Raw genomic sequence first — 17,740 nt, forward strand, 5'->3', positions numbered from 1 at the left:
AACGCACCCGAGTTTTTGCTGCGAAAGTCGGAAGACTACTCGCCGCGGTTCTTCTGGATGATCTCGTCGGCAAATGCCTTCGGGACCTCCGCGTAGCTGTGGAACGTCATGGAGTACACAGCGCGGCCCTGGGTCTTCGAACGCAGGTCACCGATGTAGCCGAACATGCCGGACAGCGGGACGTGCGCACGGATGACCTTGACGCCCTGTGCATCTTCCATGGACTGCATCTGGCCACGGCGGGAGTTGAGGTCACCGATTACTTCACCCATGTATTCCTCAGGGGTGCGGACCTCTACATCCATCAGCGGTTCGAGCAGGATGGGGTTTGCCTTGCGTGCGGCTTCCTTGAAAGCCATACGGCCGGCGATCTTGAACGCCATTTCCGAAGAGTCAACATCGTGGTAAGCGCCGTCAATCAGCGTCGCCTTGATGCCAACAACCGGGTAACCGGCCAGGACGCCGTCATTCAGTGCATCCTGGATACCGGCGTCAACCGACGGGATGTATTCGCGCGGAATACGCCCACCGGTGACCTTGTTCTCGAACTCGTAGAGTTCGCCTTCGGAAGTGTCCAGCGGCCCAATGGCAATCTGGATCTTTGCGAACTGACCCGAACCACCGGTCTGCTTCTTGTGCGTGTAGTCGTGACGCGCAACAACATTCTTGATGGTTTCGCGGTAAGCGACCTGCGGCTTGCCGACGTTGGCCTCGACCTTGAATTCGCGGCGCATGCGGTCCACCAGGATATCCAGGTGGAGCTCGCCCATACCGGCGATGATGGTCTGACCGGTGTCCTCGTTGAGGGAGACCTGGAAGGTCGGGTCCTCAGCGGAGAGCTTCTGGATAGCCAGTGAGAGCTTCTCCTGGTCACCCTTGGTGTTCGGTTCGATGGCAACCGAGATCACGGGCTCCGGGAAGCTCATGGACTCGAGGACGATCTGGTTGCTGGAGTCACACAGGGTGTCGCCCGTGGTGGTGTCCTTCAGCCCGATCGCTGCGTAGATGTGGCCGGCGGTAGCGCCCTCAACAGGCATTTCCTTGTTGGCGTGCATCTGGAACAGCTTGCCGATGCGCTCCTTCTTGCCCTTGGTGGAGTTGACCACCTGAGCACCCGCTTCGACGTGACCGGAGTACACGCGGATGAAGGTGAGCTGGCCGAAGAAGGGGTGCGCAGCAATCTTGAACGCCAGAGCCGAGAACGGCTCCTCAGAGGAAGGCGCGCGCGTGAGTTCCTTCTCTTCGTCGCGAGGATCGTGACCGATCATCGGCGGAACGTCGAGCGGGTTGGGCAGGTAGTCAACCACGGCGTCAAGCATCGGCTGAACGCCGCGGTTCTTGAACGCGGAGCCACAGAAGACCGGGTAGAGCTCGGAGTTGATCGTCATCTTGCGGATGCCGGCCTTGAGCTCCTCGACGGAGAGTTCTTCACCCTCGAGGTACTTCTCCATGAGCTCTTCGGTAGCGTCAGCCACCGTCTCAACGAGGGCAGCCCGGTATTCCTTGGCCTTCTCCAGCAGATCCGCGGGGATCTCCTGGACCTCGTACTTGGCACCCATGGTGACGTCACCCTTGGAGTCGCCCGGCCAGACCAGCGCGCGCATTTCCAGGATGTCGACAACGCCGACGAAGTCGTTCTCGGCACCGATCGGCAGCTGCATAACGAGCGGCTTGGCACCGAGGCGGCTGATGATGGTGTCTACCGTGTAGTAGAAATCAGCACCGAGCTTGTCCATCTTGTTGACGAAGCAGATACGCGGAACGTTGTACTTGTCAGCCTGGCGCCAAACGGTCTCAGACTGGGGCTCGACGCCTTCTTTACCGTCGAACACGGCAACGGCGCCGTCGAGGACGCGCAGTGAGCGCTCAACCTCGACGGTGAAGTCAACGTGGCCGGGGGTGTCAATGATGTTGATCTGGTTGTTGTCCCAGAAGCAGGTCACGGCGGCAGACGTGATGGTGATGCCGCGTTCCTTCTCCTGTTCCATCCAGTCAGTCGTCGAAGCGCCGTCGTGCGTTTCGCCGATCTTGTGGTTCACACCTGTGTAGAACAGAATGCGCTCGGTGGTGGTGGTCTTGCCAGCATCGATGTGAGCCATGATGCCGATGTTGCGGACCTTACTAAGGTCTGTAAGCACGTCCTGTGCCACGGTGTCTCCCTTTCGGATGGACTACGCGTTCGCCGCCGGCTCAGTCGAGCCGGCGGCGTCCGGGAAGTATTACCAGCGGTAGTGTGCGAAGGCCTTGTTGGACTCGGCCATCTTGTGGGTGTCTTCGCGACGCTTCACAGCGGCACCGAGACCGTTGGAGGCATCCAGGATTTCGTTCTGGAGGCGCTCGGTCATGGTCTTTTCACGGCGGGCCTTGGAGTAGCCAACCAGCCAACGCAGGGCGAGGGCGGTGGAGCGGCCCGGCTTGACCTCAACCGGAACCTGGTAGGTAGCGCCACCAACGCGGCGTGAGCGGACCTCGAGGGAAGGCTTGACGTTCTCCATGGCCTTCTTGAGGGCTGCTACGGGGTCGCCGCCGGACTTGGCGCGGGCGCCTTCGAGGGCACCGTAAACAATGCGCTCTGCGGTGGACTTCTTACCGTCAACCAGCACCTTGTTGATCAGCTGGGTAACCAGCGGGGAGCCGTAAACGGGATCTAGTACGAGCGGCCGCTTGGGGGCCGGACCCTTGCGAGGCATATTACTTCTTCTCCATCTTTGCGCCGTAACGGCTGCGTGCCTGCTTACGGTTCTTCACACCCTGGGTATCGAGGGCGCCACGGACGATCTTGTAGCGAACGCCGGGGAGGTCCTTCACGCGACCGCCGCGAACGAGCACAATGGAGTGCTCCTGCAGGTTGTGGCCTACACCGGGGATGTAAGCGGTAACTTCAACGCCACCGTTGAGGCGCACACGTGCAACCTTACGAAGAGCCGAGTTCGGCTTCTTGGGGGTGGTGGTGTAAACGCGGGTGCAAACACCGCGGCGCATCGGGCTGCCGTTAAGCGCGGGAGCCTTGGTCTTTTTGACCTTAGGCGTGCGGCCCTTGCGGACCAGCTGGTTAATCGTAGGCACTCTCGTGTTCTCCGTTGGTTTGATCTCTAACCTTCACGCTCAGGCGCCAGCCTGAACACGATGGTTTTGGCGTTGCTCCTTGCAGCCGCGGCCTCTGGAAACTTGCGTAGGCGTGCAAAAGTGTGGCATTCGTTGCGCACCTTACCCGCAACCCGGAAACAAGCTCCACCCAGCATCATGAGAACAAAACCAAAATGATGCTGCGGCGGCCTTCATCCACTGCCACACAGAACAATTACAGAAAGTTTAGCACGGCTGGATCCCGCGCCTTAATCGGGTGTATAGCGAACGACGGCGGACCCCGGGTGCCGCCGTCGTCCTCCACTCAAAGTCGTTCAGCACTTAAACAGCAACGCGGGGTCACTTTGAGCCCAATCCGAGGTGCGGATTGGGCGGTAAGTGACCCCGCCTTGCTTTAGGCGTTAGCGGAAATCGTTGCCGAGATCGTAGTCATCCAGCGGGATGGCGTGGAACTCAGGAGCTCCGTCGCCGCCCAGGGAGTCGTACGAGAAGTCACTGAATGCGCTGGGGCCGGTGAACAGGTTGGCCTTCGCTTCCTCAGTGGGCTCCACGGTGACCTCGGTGTAGCGCGGGAGACCCGTGCCGGCCGGGATCAGCTTACCGATGATGACGTTCTCCTTGAGGCCGAGCAGCGGGTCGCTCTTGCCTTCCATGGCCGCCTGCGTCAGGACGCGGGTGGTCTCCTGGAAGGAAGCTGCCGACAGCCAGGACTCGGTGGCCAGGGACGCCTTCGTGATGCCCATGAGCTCAGGACGTCCGGAAGCCGGAGTCTTGCCCTCGGACACAACGCGGCGGTTGGCCTCCTCGAAGCGGCTGCGCTCGGCGAGCTCGCCGGGGAGCAGATCCGATTCGCCGGACTCGATGACCGTGACCCGGCGCAGCATCTGGCGAACGATAACCTCGACGTGCTTGTCGTGGATACCGATGCCCTGGCTGCGGTACACGCCCTGGACCTCGTCCACCAGGAACTTCTGCGCGGCACGGGGACCCATGATGCGCAGAACCTGCTTGGGATCCACCGGACCGTTGATGAGCTTCTGGCCCACCGTGACGTGCTCGCCGTCCTCAATGAGGAGGCGTGAACGGCGCAGTACCGGGTAGGCGATCTCTTCAGAGCCGTCATCCGGAGTGATGACCAGGCGCATCTGACGCTCGGACTCTTCGATGGCGATGCGGCCGGCTGCTTCAGCAATCGGTGCGACACCCTTCGGAGTACGGGCTTCGAAGAGCTCCTGGATACGGGGCAGACCCTGGGTGATGTCGTCGCCACCGCTGGCGGAAACAGCACCACCGGTGTGGAACGTACGCATGGTCAGCTGGGTACCGGGCTCACCGATCGACTGTGCGGCGATGATGCCGACAGCCTCGCCGATGTCCACGGTCTTGCCGGTGGCCAGTGAACGGCCGTAGCACAGGGCGCAGGTGCCGACGCTGGACTCACAGGTGAGTACGGAGCGGACCTTGACCTCGGTGATGCCGGCTGCGAACAGCTCAGCGATAACGACGTCGCCGCAGTCGGTGCCGCCGGCCGCAAGGACATTGCCCTTGGAGTCCACAACATCAACAGCGAGCGTACGGGCGTAGGCGCTGTTCTCGACGTTCTCGTCCAGGACCAGCTCGCCGTTGGCGTCCGGCACGGCGATTGCCGTGACCAGGCCGCGCTCGGTGCCGCAGTCCTCTTCGCGGACGATGACGTCCTGCGACACGTCCACCAGACGACGGGTCAGGTAACCCGAGTTGGCGGTACGCAGCGCGGTGTCAGCCAGACCCTTACGGGCACCGTGCGTAGCGATGAAGTATTCCAGCACCGACAGGCCCTCGCGGTAGGAGGACTTGATGGGACGCGGGATGATTTCACCCTTAGGGTTGGCCACCAGGCCACGGATACCCGCGATCTGTCGGACCTGCATCCAGTTACCACGTGCACCGGAGGACACCATGCGGTTGATGGTGTTCATCGGCGACAGGTTGTCACGCATGACCTGGGCGATCTCGTTGGTTGCCTTGTTCCAGATCTCGATCAGTTCCTGGCGACGCTCGTCGTCGTCGATCAGGCCCTTGTCGTACTGGCCCTGAATCTTGGCAGCCATGGTTTCGTAGCCGGCGAGGATCCGCGGCTTGTCCTTGGGTACCTCGATGTCCGAGATGGCGACTGTAACGCCTGAGCGGGTGGCCCAGTAGAAACCGGCGTCCTTCAGGTTGTCCAGCGTTGCCGCCGTGACCACCTTCGGGTAGCGCTCGGCGAGATCGTTGACGATCGTGGATAGTTCGCCCTTGTCCGCAACGTTCTCAACCCACGGGTAATCCGCCGGCAGCGTCTGGTTGAAGATGACCTGTCCCAGGGAGGTCTGGACGATCACCGGCTGGCCGGCTTCCCAGCCTTCCGGAGCTTCCCAGCCCGCGTACGGAACGAAGCCTTCGAGACGGATCCTGACCTGCGAGTTCAGGTGCAGCTCGCGGAGGTCGTAGGCCATGATGGCTTCGGCAACCGAAGAGAAGACGCGTCCTTCGCCAGCTGAACCGACACGCTTGGTGGTCAGGTGGTAAAGACCGATGATCATATCCTGCGAAGGCAGGGTGACCGGACGGCCGTCGGACGGCTTCAGGATGTTGTTCGAGGACAGCATCAGGATGCGTGCCTCAGCCTGGGCCTCAGGGCTCAGCGGCAGGTGGACTGCCATCTGGTCGCCGTCGAAGTCAGCGTTGAAGGCGCCACAAACCAGCGGGTGGAGCTGGATTGCCTTACCTTCAACAAGCTGCGGTTCGAACGCCTGGATGCCGAGGCGGTGCAGGGTGGGTGCACGGTTGAGCAGCACCGGGTGTTCGGTGATGATCTCTTCCAGCACGTCCCAAACCTGCGGACGGTAACGCTCAACCATGCGCTTGGCCGACTTGATGTTCTGGGCGTGGTTGAGGTCAACCAGGCGCTTCATCACGAACGGCTTGAAGAGCTCCAGTGCCATCTGCTTGGGCAGACCACACTGGTGCAGCTTCAGCTGCGGGCCGACGACGATGACCGAACGGCCGGAGTAGTCAACGCGCTTGCCGAGGAGGTTCTGGCGGAAACGGCCCTGCTTGCCCTTGAGCATGTCGCTCAGGGACTTCAGCGGACGGTTGCCCGGACCGGTGACCGGACGGCCGCGACGGCCGTTGTCGAAGAGGCTGTCAACAGCTTCCTGAAGCATGCGCTTCTCGTTGTTGACGATGATCTCCGGGGCACCGAGGTCAAGCAGGCGCTTGAGGCGGTTGTTGCGGTTGATCACACGACGGTAGAGGTCGTTGAGGTCGGAGGTCGCGAAGCGGCCACCGTCCAGCTGGACCATCGGGCGCAGTTCCGGCGGGATCACCGGGACGGCGTCGAGAACCATGCCGAGCGGGCTGTTGTTGGTGGTCAGGAACGCGTTGACCACCTTCAGGCGCTTCAGGGCGCGGGTCTTGCGCTGGCCCTTGCCGTTGGCGATGATGTCGCGCAGCAGGTCAGACTCGGCCTGCATGTCGAAGTTCTCAAGACGCTTCTTGATGGCTTCGGCACCCATGGAGCCTTCGAAGTACATGCCGTAGCGGTCGCGCAGCTCGCGGTAGAGGCCTTCGTCGCCTTCGAGGTCTGCGACCTTCAGGTTCTTGAAACGGTCCCAGACCTGCTCGAGGCGCTCGATCTCGGCGTCGGCACGCTTACGCACGTTGGCCATCTGACGGTCCGCGGAGTCGCGGGCCTTCTTCTTGTCGGCAGCCTTGGCACCTTCACCTTCGAGGCGCGCGATCTCGTTTTCGAGGTCACGGGCGATCGTGGCGATGTCGGAGTCGCGGTTGTCGATCAGCTGCTTCTTCTCGATGTCGTGCTCAACCTGCAGGTTGGGCAGTTCCTCGTGGCGGCTGTCGGCGTCGACGCTGGTGATCATGTAGGCAGCGAAGTAGATGACCTTTTCGAGGTCCTTCGGTGCCAGGTCAAGGAGGTAGCCCAGGCGGGACGGAACACCCTTGAAGTACCAGATGTGCGTGACCGGGGCGGCCAACTCGATGTGGCCCATGCGCTCACGGCGGACCTTCGCACGGGTGACTTCAACGCCACAACGCTCGCAGATGATGCCCTTGAAGCGCACGCGCTTGTACTTACCGCAGTAGCATTCCCAGTCGCGGGAAGGGCCGAAGATCTTCTCGCAGAAGAGGCCGTCCTTCTCGGGCTTGAGCGTGCGGTAGTTGATGGTTTCCGGCTTCTTAACCTCGCCGTAAGACCAGCCACGGATGTCATCCGCGGTGGCGAGGCCGATCTGCATGAGGCCGAAGGAGGATTCGCTGGACATATGGTCCCTGTTCTCTCTTGTTCTCTAAATTCTGAAGTCTTGAGGGCACGTGGGTCTCGACAAGCTCGACCACCGGTTGCCCCGGTTACGGGAAGAGGGAGGTGATGCCGGGGAAAAGGCAGCGCGGCGGGGCCGCTTGCTTTTCCCCGGACATCAACCTGCTAAACCTCTTCTACGGAACTGGGCTCTGCACGAGACAGATCGATGCCCAGTTCTTCCGCAGCCGTGAAGACTGCGTCATCAGAGTCACGCATTTCAATTGTGGTTCCGTCCGTGGAGAGTACTTCCACGTTCAGGCACAGCGACTGCATTTCCTTGATCAAGACCTTGAAGGACTCAGGAACGCCCGGCTCGGGGATGTTCTCGCCCTTGACGATTGCTTCGTAGACCTTGACACGACCGTGGATATCATCCGACTTGATGGTGAGGAGTTCCTGGAGCGTGTACGCGGCGCCATAAGCTTCCAGCGCCCACACTTCCATCTCACCGAAGCGCTGGCCACCGAACTGTGCCTTACCACCCAGCGGCTGCTGCGTGATCATGGAGTACGGGCCAGTGGAACGGGCGTGGATCTTGTCGTCCACCAGGTGGTGGAGCTTCAGGATGTACATGTAGCCGACCGAGATCGGATCCGGGAACGGCTCGCCGGAGCGGCCGTCGAAGAGGCGGGTCTTGCCTGAGGAGTTGATCAGGCGGTCGCCGTCGCGGGTGACATTGGTGGAGTCCAGCAGACCCGTGATTTCCTCTTCACGGGCGCCATCGAACACCGGCGTTGCAACAGTGGTTGAGCCACTCTCGCGCGGCAGGTTCGGCAGCTGCTTCATCCACTCGGGCTCGCCTTCGATCTTCCAACCGGTCTTGGCAACCCAGCCGAGGTGCGTTTCCAGCACCTGGCCGACGTTCATACGGCCCGGGACACCCAGCGGGTTCAGGACAATATCAACGGGGGTACCGTCGGCAAGGAAGGGCATGTCCTCGATCGGGAGGATCTTGGAGATAACGCCCTTGTTGCCGTGACGGCCGGCGAGCTTGTCGCCGTCGGTGATCTTGCGCTTGGCGGCCACGTAGACGCGCACCAGCTGGTTCACGCCCGGGGGCAGTTCGTCGTCGTTGTCGCGGTCGAAGACGCGGACGCCGATGACGGTGCCGGACTCGCCGTGCGGAACCTTCAGGGAGGTGTCGCGTACTTCGCGGGACTTCTCACCGAAGATGGCGCGCAGCAGGCGCTCTTCCGGGGTCAGTTCGGTTTCACCCTTCGGGGTGACCTTTCCGACCAGGATGTCGCCGGCTTCAACTTCGGCACCGATGTGGATGATGCCGCGCTCGTCCAGGCCTGCCAGGACTTCCTCGGACACGTTGGGGATGTCACGGGTGATTTCCTCGGCACCAAGCTTGGTGTCGCGGGCATCGATCTCGTGCTCCTCGATGTGGATGGAGGAAAGAACGTCCTCGGCAACGATGCGCTGCGAGAGGATGATGGCGTCCTCGAAGTTGTGGCCTTCCCATGACATGAATGCCACGAGCAGGTTCTTCCCAAGGGCGAGTTCGCCCTGGTCCGTTGCCGGACCGTCGGCGATGATGCCGCCGACCTCGAGGCGCTGGCCTTCGTTCACCAGGACACGGTTGTTGTAGCAGTTGCCCTGGTTGGAGCGTGCGAACTTGTTGATGCGGTAGTTGGTTTCCGTACCGTCGTCGTTGAGCATGATGACGAGCTCAGCGGAGACCTCGGTAACCACACCGGCCTTCTTCGCAATGGTGACATCACCGGCGTCGACGGCTGCGGCGCGCTCCATGCCGGTACCCACGAACGGGGCCTCGGAACGGACCAGCGGCACGGCCTGGCGCTGCATGTTGGCACCCATGAGTGCGCGGTTAGCATCGTCATGCTCGAGGAACGGGATCAGGGCCGTAGCCACGGACACCATCTGGCGCGGGGAAACGTCCATGAACTCGACCTCGCCGGCGGGAACGAGCACAGGCTCGCCTCCACCACCACGGGCGCGGACCAGGACGGTCTCTTCGGCGAACTTCTTGTTCTCATCCAGCGGAGCGTTGGCCTGTGCAATCAGGACCTCTGCTTCGTCGTCGGCCGTGAGGTACTGGACCTCATCGGAGACAACGCCTTCAGCGACGAGACGGTAAGGAGTCTCGATGAAGCCGAACGGGTTGATACGGCCGTAGGATGCCAGCGAACCGATCAGACCAATGTTCGGGCCTTCAGGGGTTTCGATGGGGCACATACGTCCGTAGTGGGACGGGTGAACGTCTCGAACTTCCATGCCTGCGCGGTCACGGGACAGACCACCCGGGCCAAGCGCGGACAGACGGCGCTTGTGGGTCAGACCCGACAGCGGGTTGTTCTGGTCCATAAACTGCGACAGCTGGGAAGTTCCGAAGAACTCCTTGATGGCTGCAACAACAGGGCGGATGTTGATCAGTGTCTGCGGCGTGATGGCCTCGACGTCCTGGGTGGTCATCCGCTCGCGGACAACACGCTCCATACGGGACAGGCCGGTGCGGACCTGGTTCTCGATGAGCTCGCCGACGGCGCGGATACGACGGTTGCCGAAGTGGTCGATGTCATCGATCTCAACGCGCAGCTCGTGGTCCTGGCCGTCGCGCTTGCCCGTGAGGGTCTTCTCGCCGGCGTGCAGGGCAACAAGGAACTTGATCATGGCCACGATGTCTTCAACGTGCAGGACCGAAGCTTCCTTGTCGCCAAGGGAGCGGTCAATGCCAAGCTTGCGGTTGATCTTGTAACGGCCAACCTTGGCCAGATCATAGCGCTTGGAGTTGAAGTACAGGTTGTCCAGGAGGGACTGGGCAGCCTCGACTGTGGGCGGCTCGCCCGGTCGCAGCTTCCGGTAGATGTCCAGCAACGCGTCTTCGCGGGTCTCGGTGGCGTCCTTCTCCAGCGTTGCGCGCATGGAGTCGTACTGGCCGAACTCTTCGAGGATCTGGCCTTCGGTCCAGCCGAGGGCCTTCAGCAGAACGGTGACGGACTGCTTGCGCTTGCGGTCGAGGCGAACGCCGACCTGGTCGCGCTTGTCGATTTCGAGTTCAAACCATGCACCGCGGGACGGGATGATCTTGGCAGTGAAGATGTCCTTGTCACTGGTCTTGTCGGCGGTGCGCTCAAAGTAGGCGCCCGGTGAACGGACCAGCTGGGAGACGACCACACGCTCGGTGCCGTTGACGACGAAGGTGCCCTTCTCCGTCATGAGGGGGAAGTCGCCCATGAACACGGTCTGCTGCTTGATTTCGCCCGTGTTGTTGTTCATGAACTCGGCCTTGACGTACAGCGGTGCCGAGTACGTTGCGTCCCGGTCCTTGCACTCGGCCATGGTGTACTTCGGGTCAGCGAACTCCGGATCGGAGAAGCTCAGGGACATGGTGCCCTGGAAGTCCTCGATCGGGGAGATCTCTTCAAAGATGTCCGACAGTCCGGACGAGGTGGCGACGCTGAGATCGTTTTCTTCGACGGCCTTCGCTACGCGCGCCTGCCAGCGTTCGTTTCCGACCAGCCAGTCGAAGCTGTCCGTCTGCAGGGCAAGGAGATTCGGAACGTCCAGCGGTTCGTGAATCTTTGCGAATGAGAGCCGGCGAGTGGCACCATCAGTGCTGTCGGCGGTGTTAGCGGTTTCGTTATTAGAGGTGCTCGAGGCGACCAAGAGGGATCCTTCCACAGACCTTCAGGCGTTTTCAGATCTCCCCCGCTGTGCACCCTGCGGAATGACTCCGCAGTGCTACCATCCGGTTCCGCTATATGACCCGGGCCGGGGCTTTCCATACAATGACGTTGTTGACGGCACGTTGATGGTCAGCTGCCAGGCAAAGCCCACCGCTATATGAAGGCTGAAGGTAAACAGGGAAGACGCAAATATCTACGATACGGCAAAACCAATTACGTGTCTACCCCACAACCGGACTTATTGCAAGCACTGATTTTTTGATACCGGAAGCGGCATCAGAGCCGGAGCGTAACGTCCTCAGCCGTGCAGGCCTGGGCGTTTGCGAAGACAGCATCCCGCACACCATCCTTGGAAGCCTGCTCGGGATCGCCGCCGCTTTTCGCGGCCGTGGAGTGGTCAAGCGCGAGGACGCTGAGCGAAGTAAACAGTCCCACCAGGTTCCCCGACACCGTGTCCTTGGCGTCCTGCGCGGCAAAGTAGATGTCCTCGTAGGCGCTGGAATCGTCCTGGATGGCCTTGTAGTCGGCGTAGAGCGAGTTGAACGTCTCGCATGCTCCCTTAACACCACCGGCCTGGGGCGCTGCTGACGGACTGGAAGAGCGCGACGGCGATGCGGTGGAAGGTGCGGACGTGGACGCAGTGGGGGCTGCTGTGGATGAAGTGCTGTCCGGCGTAGGAGTGGCCACGCTGCAGGCGGTGAGTCCGGCGAGGCTGGCCATGGCTGCCGCGGCGAGGATTTTCTTCAAGATGCTGCTGCTCCCTGTTTTGCGTTGCTCTGATGCTTTCGTCTTCGCCGTCCACCCTACGCACCACCGCGACCTCGCGCACAACCGGCGGATGGGTAGTTCTCCCCTGCTGGCCACGGCCGGCACGATTGGAATCATCGGCACCCCTGCGGCGTTTGGATAAATAGGTGACATGCCTCACGGTAGCCTTGGAAGTACATCGATTCAGAGCGGAAGAGATCACAATGGGCAACTCCAACGACAACACTGACGTGGTCATCCTGGCCGGTGCTCGCACCCCGCAGGGCCGGCTCAACGGGCAGCTGGCGAGCTTCACCGCCGTCGAACTGGGAGCGCACGCGATCAGGTCCGCGATTGCAGCGAGCGGCGTGGACGCCGGCCAGGTGGACGCCGTCATCATGGGCCAGGTACTGCAGGCCGGCGCCGGGCAGAACCCCGCACGCCAGAGCGCCATCGGAGCGGGAATCGGCTGGAACGTTCCGACCGTCACCATCAACAAGGTGTGCCTGTCCGGGCTGACCGCGGTGATCGACGCGGCCAGGATGATCCGCAGCGGCGACGCCACCGTCGTGGTGGCCGGCGGCCAGGAATCCATGACCCGTGCGCCTCACCTGCTGCCGGGTTCCCGCCAGGGCTGGACCTATGGCGCCATCCAGGCGCTGGATGTTGCGGCGCACGACGGCCTCACGGATGCGTTCGACGGCCAGTCCATGGGCCTGTCCACCGAAACCAAGAACCTGACCCTGGGCATTGACCGGACCTCGCAGGACAACGTGGCCGCCCACTCGCACCAGCGTGCGGCGCTGGCGGCGAAGAACGGCGTCTTCGACGACGAGATCGCACCCATCAGCGTCAAGCAGCGCAAGGGAGATCCCGTCGTTGTCTCCACGGATGAAGGGGTACGGCCCAACACGTCCATCGAGTCCTTGGCCGGGCTCCGGGCAGCCTTTGTCAGCGACGGAACCATCACCGCCGGCAACTCCTCTCCCCTGTCCGACGGCGCCTCCGCACTGGTGCTGGCATCGCGCCGTTTCGCGGAGGAGAACGGCCTGGAATACCTGGCTGTGGTGGGGAAGCCCGGACAGGTTGCCGGTCCGGACAATTCCCTGCATTCGCAGCCGTCCCACGCCATCATGAACGCACTGCAGCGGGCGGAATGGAGCACCGCCGACCTGGACTTCATCGAAATTAACGAAGCGTTCGGTTCAGTCGCGGTGCAGTCTCTGAAAGACCTGGACTACCCGCTGGAGAAGTGCAACATCCACGGCGGCGCCATTGCCCTGGGCCACCCGATCGGGGCTTCCGGTGCGCGGTTGGCGCTGCACGCGGCCCATGAACTCAAACGGCGGGGCAGCGGCAAGGCCGCGGTCTCCCTGTGCGGCGGCGGCGGTCAGGGCGAAGCGCTCCTGCTGTACCGGGACTGATGGCGGGCACGGACTGATGGCGGGGCAGGCGGACAACGGGAGCGCCGCCGTCGGACGTCAGCGCTTCCTTGCTGACGCCGCCGCGCGCGGCTTGGACGTGCAGCTGGTGGAGCGGTTGGCCGCGCGGAGCCTCGAGGAGGCTGCCGGGATTCTGGGCATCACGCCCGCAGACATCGTGAAGTCCCTGGTGGTCAAGCACAAGGACGGGACGTTCCTGTTCGCGCTGATTCCGGGCGACCGGCAGATCTCCTGGCCAAAACTGCGGACCCTGGTGGGCGTCAACAAACTCTCGTTGCCGCCCGCGGACGTGGCGCTTGGTGCGACCGGCTACGAACGCGGAACCATCACCCCGCTCGGCAGCACCACCGCCTGGCCGGTGTACGCGGACGCCACCATTGCCGGCCGCCGGATCTCCATGGGCGCCGGGGAACACGGCTACAGCGCGTTTGTGGACGCCGATGCGCTCACCGCAGCGCTGGGCGCCGTCGTCGCCGATATCTCCGAACCGAGCTAGCAACGCGGGGTCACTTACGGCTCAATAGTGGGCACTTCAGGGGCATTATGTGACCCCGCGTTGGGTTAAATGCAGGAAAACCCCGCCCACCGAAGTGGACGGGGTTTCCGTGAAGCGGCGTGAGTTACTTGAGGGTAACGGTTGCGCCGGCAGCCTGGAGCTGCTCCACTGCCTTCTCGGCAGCTTCCTTCGTGACGCCTTCGAGAACAGCCTTCGGAGCGCTGTCAACAACGTCCTTAGCTTCCTTCAGACCCAGGGAAGTGATTGCGCGAACTTCCTTGATCACTGCGATCTTCTTTTCGCCAGCTGATTCGAGGATAACGTCGAATTCAGTCTGCTCTTCAGCTTCTTCAGCTGCGCCGCCACCGGCGGGGCCGGCAACAGCAACTGCAGCTGCAGTAACTTCGAAGGTCTCTTCGAAGAGCTTGACGAACTCGGAGAGCTCGATGATGGTCAGTTCCTTGAAAGCTTCAATGAGCTCTTCGTTGGTGAGCTTCGCCATGGTGTGGCGTCCTTCCTATAGTTGGTGCTTGGCGGCCTAGGCCATTGCCTTCACACCGGAGTCTGGTGGGTGAAGAGAAACTAGTTCTCTTCGGCAGCGGGTGCTTCAGCCGAGGCTTCTGCAACCGCTTCGGGGGCTTCTTCTGCGGCCGGAGCTTCTTCAGCGGCGGGAGCCTCGGCAGCTGCCGGTGCACCGTTCTCTTCTTCAAGCTTGAGGCGCAGTGCGTCAATCGTGCGTGCAGCGGCGGCAGCAGGAGCCTTGAGGATGCCTGCAACCATGGCGAGCTGCCGCTCGCGGGACTCGAGCGCTGCCAGTGCAGAAACTTCGCTGGCGGTCAGTGCCTTGCCCTCGAAGTAACCGGTCTTGATGACCAGCTGCTTGTTGGCCTTGGCAAAATCCGTCAGGCTCTTGGCAGCTGCAACTGCGTCACCCTTGATGAACGCGATTGCAGTAGGGCCGGAGAGCTGGTCGTTGAATGCTTCGACACCAGCTTCCTTGGCTGCAATTGCGGTCAGGGTGTTCTTGACGACCGAGAACTTGGTGTCCTGGCCGAGAGAAACACGCAGCTGCTTGAGCTGTGCAACGGTGAGCCCACGGTATTCGGTCAGGACAGCGGCGTTCGATTCCTTGAAATCGTTAGTGATCTCAGCTACTGCTGAAACCTTTGTAGGCGTTGCCATAACCCTCCTTCCGGGGATAGTGCCGGTATGCGACGGTCCCCGCTCAGATGAGCTAAAACAAAAAAACGCCCCGCGCAGATGCACGGGGCTTGGCTCAACACGGCTTTCACTGTGGAGCGTTGCTTCGTTCACCTGCGCCGGCCGCCCTATGTTCAGGGTCCTTCGTCCAGAAATACATTTGGCCTCCCGCACACAACTGCAGAGTTGAGCTGCGTTCAGGAGAATGGATTTCCAACAACCGACGGTCTTTGGTAGTTCAAGCTTACGGGACCGGCCGCCGGACCACCAAATCGACCTCAGCTCTTACTGGTCCCCAGGTATGGGAGCTCTTTCTGCCAGATGCCGGTCACGCCGGCCGTGGTGAAGCCAAGCTGCTGGTTGACCGTCAGCAGATACCTGTTCTCCGGCGCGTTCCAGGTGTAGATCACCCGGGCATCGGGGAACTGCTCGGTGAGCCGCTCCATGTTGGCCACCTTGATCAGCAGCCCCAGCTTGTTCCCGCGGTGCTCCTGCAGGACCAGGGTGTCGTCCTGGAACACCACATCGGGCCGGTGCGCAAGGACGCTGATGGTGGTCAGGCCCACCAGTGCCCCGGTGGCCAGATGCTCGACGGCGGTGACCACCGTCCGCCTCCCCTGCGCGATGGTGACCTCTTCCGCCTCGCGGAGGATGCCGCCGTCGAACACCATGTCCTGCTCAACGGGAGTCTCCAGGGAAGGGTCGACGTCGGCGCCCGCCTGGTTTTCGAGCACGGCCACGGCTTCCAGCCACTCATCCGGGCAGCGGTCCGTCCAGTGATGAAGCCGGTACCGCCCGTTGTTGGCTTCATCGGCCTCGGCCTGGAGATCGGCCACGAGTTTGGTGTCCAGGGGCAGTGCACAGGCGCTGAACTGTTCGATGTGCTGCAGTGTGTAGCCCGTCCGGCGCGCGAATTCGACTTCCCGGCTGTCCAGCGGCACAAAGCCCTGCCCGGAACCCGGCACCAGCTGGGCCGCCTCGAACTCGTGCAGGGACGCGCCGGGATGGTTGGTGTCAACGAGGATCAGGGTGCGGCCCTCGCTGCGTGCCAGGTGTTCTGCCGCGAGCAGCAGCTTGCGGCCCACCCCCTGGCGCTGGAATTCCGGCAGGATGTCCAGCGTGAACTCCGCCATGTCCAGGTTGTCAGTCAGTGGCAGTGCAATGTCCACCGTGCCGATGATCTGGTCCCCGGCCTTGGCCACCAGGATGATCTGGCGCTCATAGGGATCGGCCAGCTCCAGGAGCTTCTCCAGCGGCGTGTACGCGAGGTCATCACTGCCCCAGGTCTGCATCCGGACTTTGCGGCCTACCTCCACGGCAGCCAGAAAATCCACTGCGTCGGGCGCGTCCAAGGTATCCGGGATCCACAACTGCTCGATCCGTACGTCTTCTGCCATCAGGTGCGTCATCCCAGCCGTTTCTGCCATTCGCCCTCATAACCAGCAGGTTTGAATCCAAGCAAATTATTTATCGCCAGCATATGCCGGTTTTCCACGGCGTTCCATGTCAGCACCGATCGCGCCGCGGGCCACCGATGCTGGGCCGCCCGGAGGTTCGCCGTCTTGATCAGCAATCCCAGCCTCTTGCCGCGGTGCTCGGACGAGACCAGCGTGTCCTGCTGGGTAATGCTCGCAGGAATGCCCGGCCGCCAGTTCAGGACCGTGTAGGCCACAAGCTTGCCGGTAGGCCTGTGCAGCGCCGCTGCGACCTGGCTCTGCACGCCGCCGCGGCTGCTCGACTGCTCTTCCTGCCGGACCCTGTCTGGGTCCCAGTCCTCGGCTTCCCAGTCCAGGCCGGCAATAGGGACATCTGTGCTCATCCGGTTCTTGAGGACTGCGTATTCAGCCACGAGTTCGTCAGGACACCGATCAGACCAGCCCACCAGAGCGTAGCCGGTTGCCCGTGAAGAGGCCTCAATCTCCAGGGCGTCGAGTTGACTCGCCGGTACCGGCAGGGCGAGCCGGCTGGCCCTCTCCACCTGCTCAAGTTCGTAGCCCGCACAGGCTGCAAAGGCCACGGCAGGGTCATCTGCGGGGAGCCCGCCCGCGCCGGATTTGGCGGGGACCAGCCGGGCCGCGTTCTCCACCGGCCCGGCCGGCAGCTCACAGTAGGCGTCCAGGGAAGTGCGTCCGCTGTCCGCGGCCACAGCCTCGGCGTGCTCCAGCAGCCGGCGGCCCCAACCCCGCCGCCGGAAGGCTGCCGCCACGTCCACCAGGATCCCTGCCGTGGACGTGTTCTCACGCAGGGGCAGGGTTACGGAGCAGGTACCTACGGTTTCCTGGCCCAGCCGTGCTATGAAGAGCCGGCGCGACTCATACTCATTGCCGCGCCAGTATTCCAGGCTCTCCATGGCCGTGGGGCAGCGGTCCAGGTCGCCCCATTTCTCCAGTTCATGCTTCCCGCGCAGGGCGTGGCACTCGAAGAAGTCCATCACGTTGCCGGGGCCGCCGGCACTGTGGTCTGTCCCGGCGTCGGGCGCTGAAGGAATGGCGACTGCGGTGATCATCAGCTGCTGGCCGGTCATGCCCCCTCCTAACCATCCGCAACTATCCGCATGGTTTGGTCGAGGGCGGGACGGAGACCGTTTGCTCCAGGGTCCTTGGGTATGCAAAAGGACCGTCCGGCGCAGGGCGGGTTCTAGCGGTCGTTGCAACACCCAGAATTTTTGGGAGTTGCAACGACCGTGTCGTCTTTAACGAAAGAAGCTGCCAGCAGGAGGAAATACACGCCGGAGCAGAAGGTTCAGTTCTTTTCGGTGTTGGACCGGTGTGGGAGT

At 62.4% G+C, this 17,740-nt stretch carries 12 protein-coding genes; 2 read left to right on the forward strand and 10 right to left on the reverse strand.

Going from position 1 to position 17,740, the window contains the following annotated elements; genetic code table 11:
• Positions 1-35 precede the first annotated feature (35 nt).
• The 6 genes from fusA to CXR02_RS14560 all read right to left on the reverse strand — a co-directional run bounded on the left by fusA (position 36) and on the right by CXR02_RS14560 (position 11,826).
• Positions 36-2,150, reverse strand: a complete 2,115-nt coding sequence (gene fusA, locus CXR02_RS14535; RefSeq protein WP_104062632.1) for an elongation factor G — start codon at positions 2,148-2,150, stop codon at positions 36-38.
• A 69-nt stretch (positions 2,151-2,219) separates the two neighbouring features.
• A complete protein-coding gene (gene rpsG, locus CXR02_RS14540; RefSeq protein WP_011692813.1) occupies positions 2,220-2,690 on the reverse strand; it encodes a 30S ribosomal protein S7 in 471 nt (156 codons plus the stop codon).
• Position 2,691: 1 nt separating this feature from the next.
• Positions 2,692-3,066, reverse strand: a complete 375-nt coding sequence (gene rpsL / locus CXR02_RS14545; RefSeq protein ID WP_011692814.1) for a 30S ribosomal protein S12 — start codon at positions 3,064-3,066, stop codon at positions 2,692-2,694.
• 422 nt (positions 3,067-3,488) lie between these two features.
• Positions 3,489-7,388 (reverse strand): DNA-directed RNA polymerase subunit beta', encoded by a 3,900-nt coding sequence (locus CXR02_RS14550; RefSeq protein ID WP_104062633.1) that lies wholly within the window; start codon positions 7,386-7,388, stop codon positions 3,489-3,491.
• A 161-nt stretch (positions 7,389-7,549) separates the two neighbouring features.
• Entirely contained in the window at positions 7,550-11,059 is a 3,510-nt protein-coding gene (gene rpoB / locus CXR02_RS14555; RefSeq protein ID WP_104062650.1) for a DNA-directed RNA polymerase subunit beta, read from the reverse strand.
• A 296-nt stretch (positions 11,060-11,355) separates the two neighbouring features.
• Entirely contained in the window at positions 11,356-11,826 is a 471-nt protein-coding gene (locus tag CXR02_RS14560) for a hypothetical protein (RefSeq protein WP_104062634.1), read from the reverse strand.
• 224 nt (positions 11,827-12,050) lie between these two features.
• Between CXR02_RS14560 and CXR02_RS14565 the strand changes: the two genes are divergently transcribed.
• Entirely contained in the window at positions 12,051-13,250 is a 1,200-nt protein-coding gene (locus tag CXR02_RS14565) for an acetyl-CoA C-acetyltransferase (protein ID WP_104062635.1), read from the forward strand.
• A gap of 16 nt (positions 13,251-13,266) precedes the next feature.
• Positions 13,267-13,764, forward strand: coding sequence for an aminoacyl-tRNA deacylase (locus CXR02_RS14570; RefSeq protein WP_104062636.1), 498 nt, complete (start codon positions 13,267-13,269; stop codon positions 13,762-13,764).
• A 124-nt stretch (positions 13,765-13,888) separates the two neighbouring features.
• On the opposite strand, the gene rplL is transcribed toward CXR02_RS14570, so the two are convergent.
• From rplL to CXR02_RS14590, 4 genes are all read right to left on the reverse strand, one after another.
• Positions 13,889-14,266: a 50S ribosomal protein L7/L12 gene (rplL, locus tag CXR02_RS14575; protein WP_056344416.1), complete on the reverse strand. Its 378-nt coding sequence runs from the start codon at positions 14,264-14,266 to the stop codon at positions 13,889-13,891.
• Positions 14,267-14,346: 80 nt separating this feature from the next.
• The gene (gene rplJ / locus CXR02_RS14580) at positions 14,347-14,946 is read right to left on the reverse strand and encodes a 50S ribosomal protein L10 (RefSeq protein WP_104062637.1); all 600 of its coding nucleotides are present in this window, start codon (positions 14,944-14,946) and stop codon (positions 14,347-14,349) included.
• A gap of 296 nt (positions 14,947-15,242) precedes the next feature.
• A complete protein-coding gene (locus CXR02_RS14585; RefSeq protein ID WP_104062651.1) occupies positions 15,243-16,361 on the reverse strand; it encodes a GNAT family N-acetyltransferase in 1,119 nt (372 codons plus the stop codon).
• An 8-nt stretch (positions 16,362-16,369) separates the two neighbouring features.
• Positions 16,370-17,488, reverse strand: a complete 1,119-nt coding sequence (locus tag CXR02_RS14590; RefSeq protein ID WP_104062638.1) for a GNAT family N-acetyltransferase — start codon at positions 17,486-17,488, stop codon at positions 16,370-16,372.
• Positions 17,489-17,740 lie beyond the last annotated feature (252 nt).

Origin of the sequence: Arthrobacter sp. 4R501 (assembly GCF_002929755.1) — a bacterium.
Taxonomy (GTDB): Bacteria; Actinomycetota; Actinomycetes; order Actinomycetales; family Micrococcaceae; genus Arthrobacter.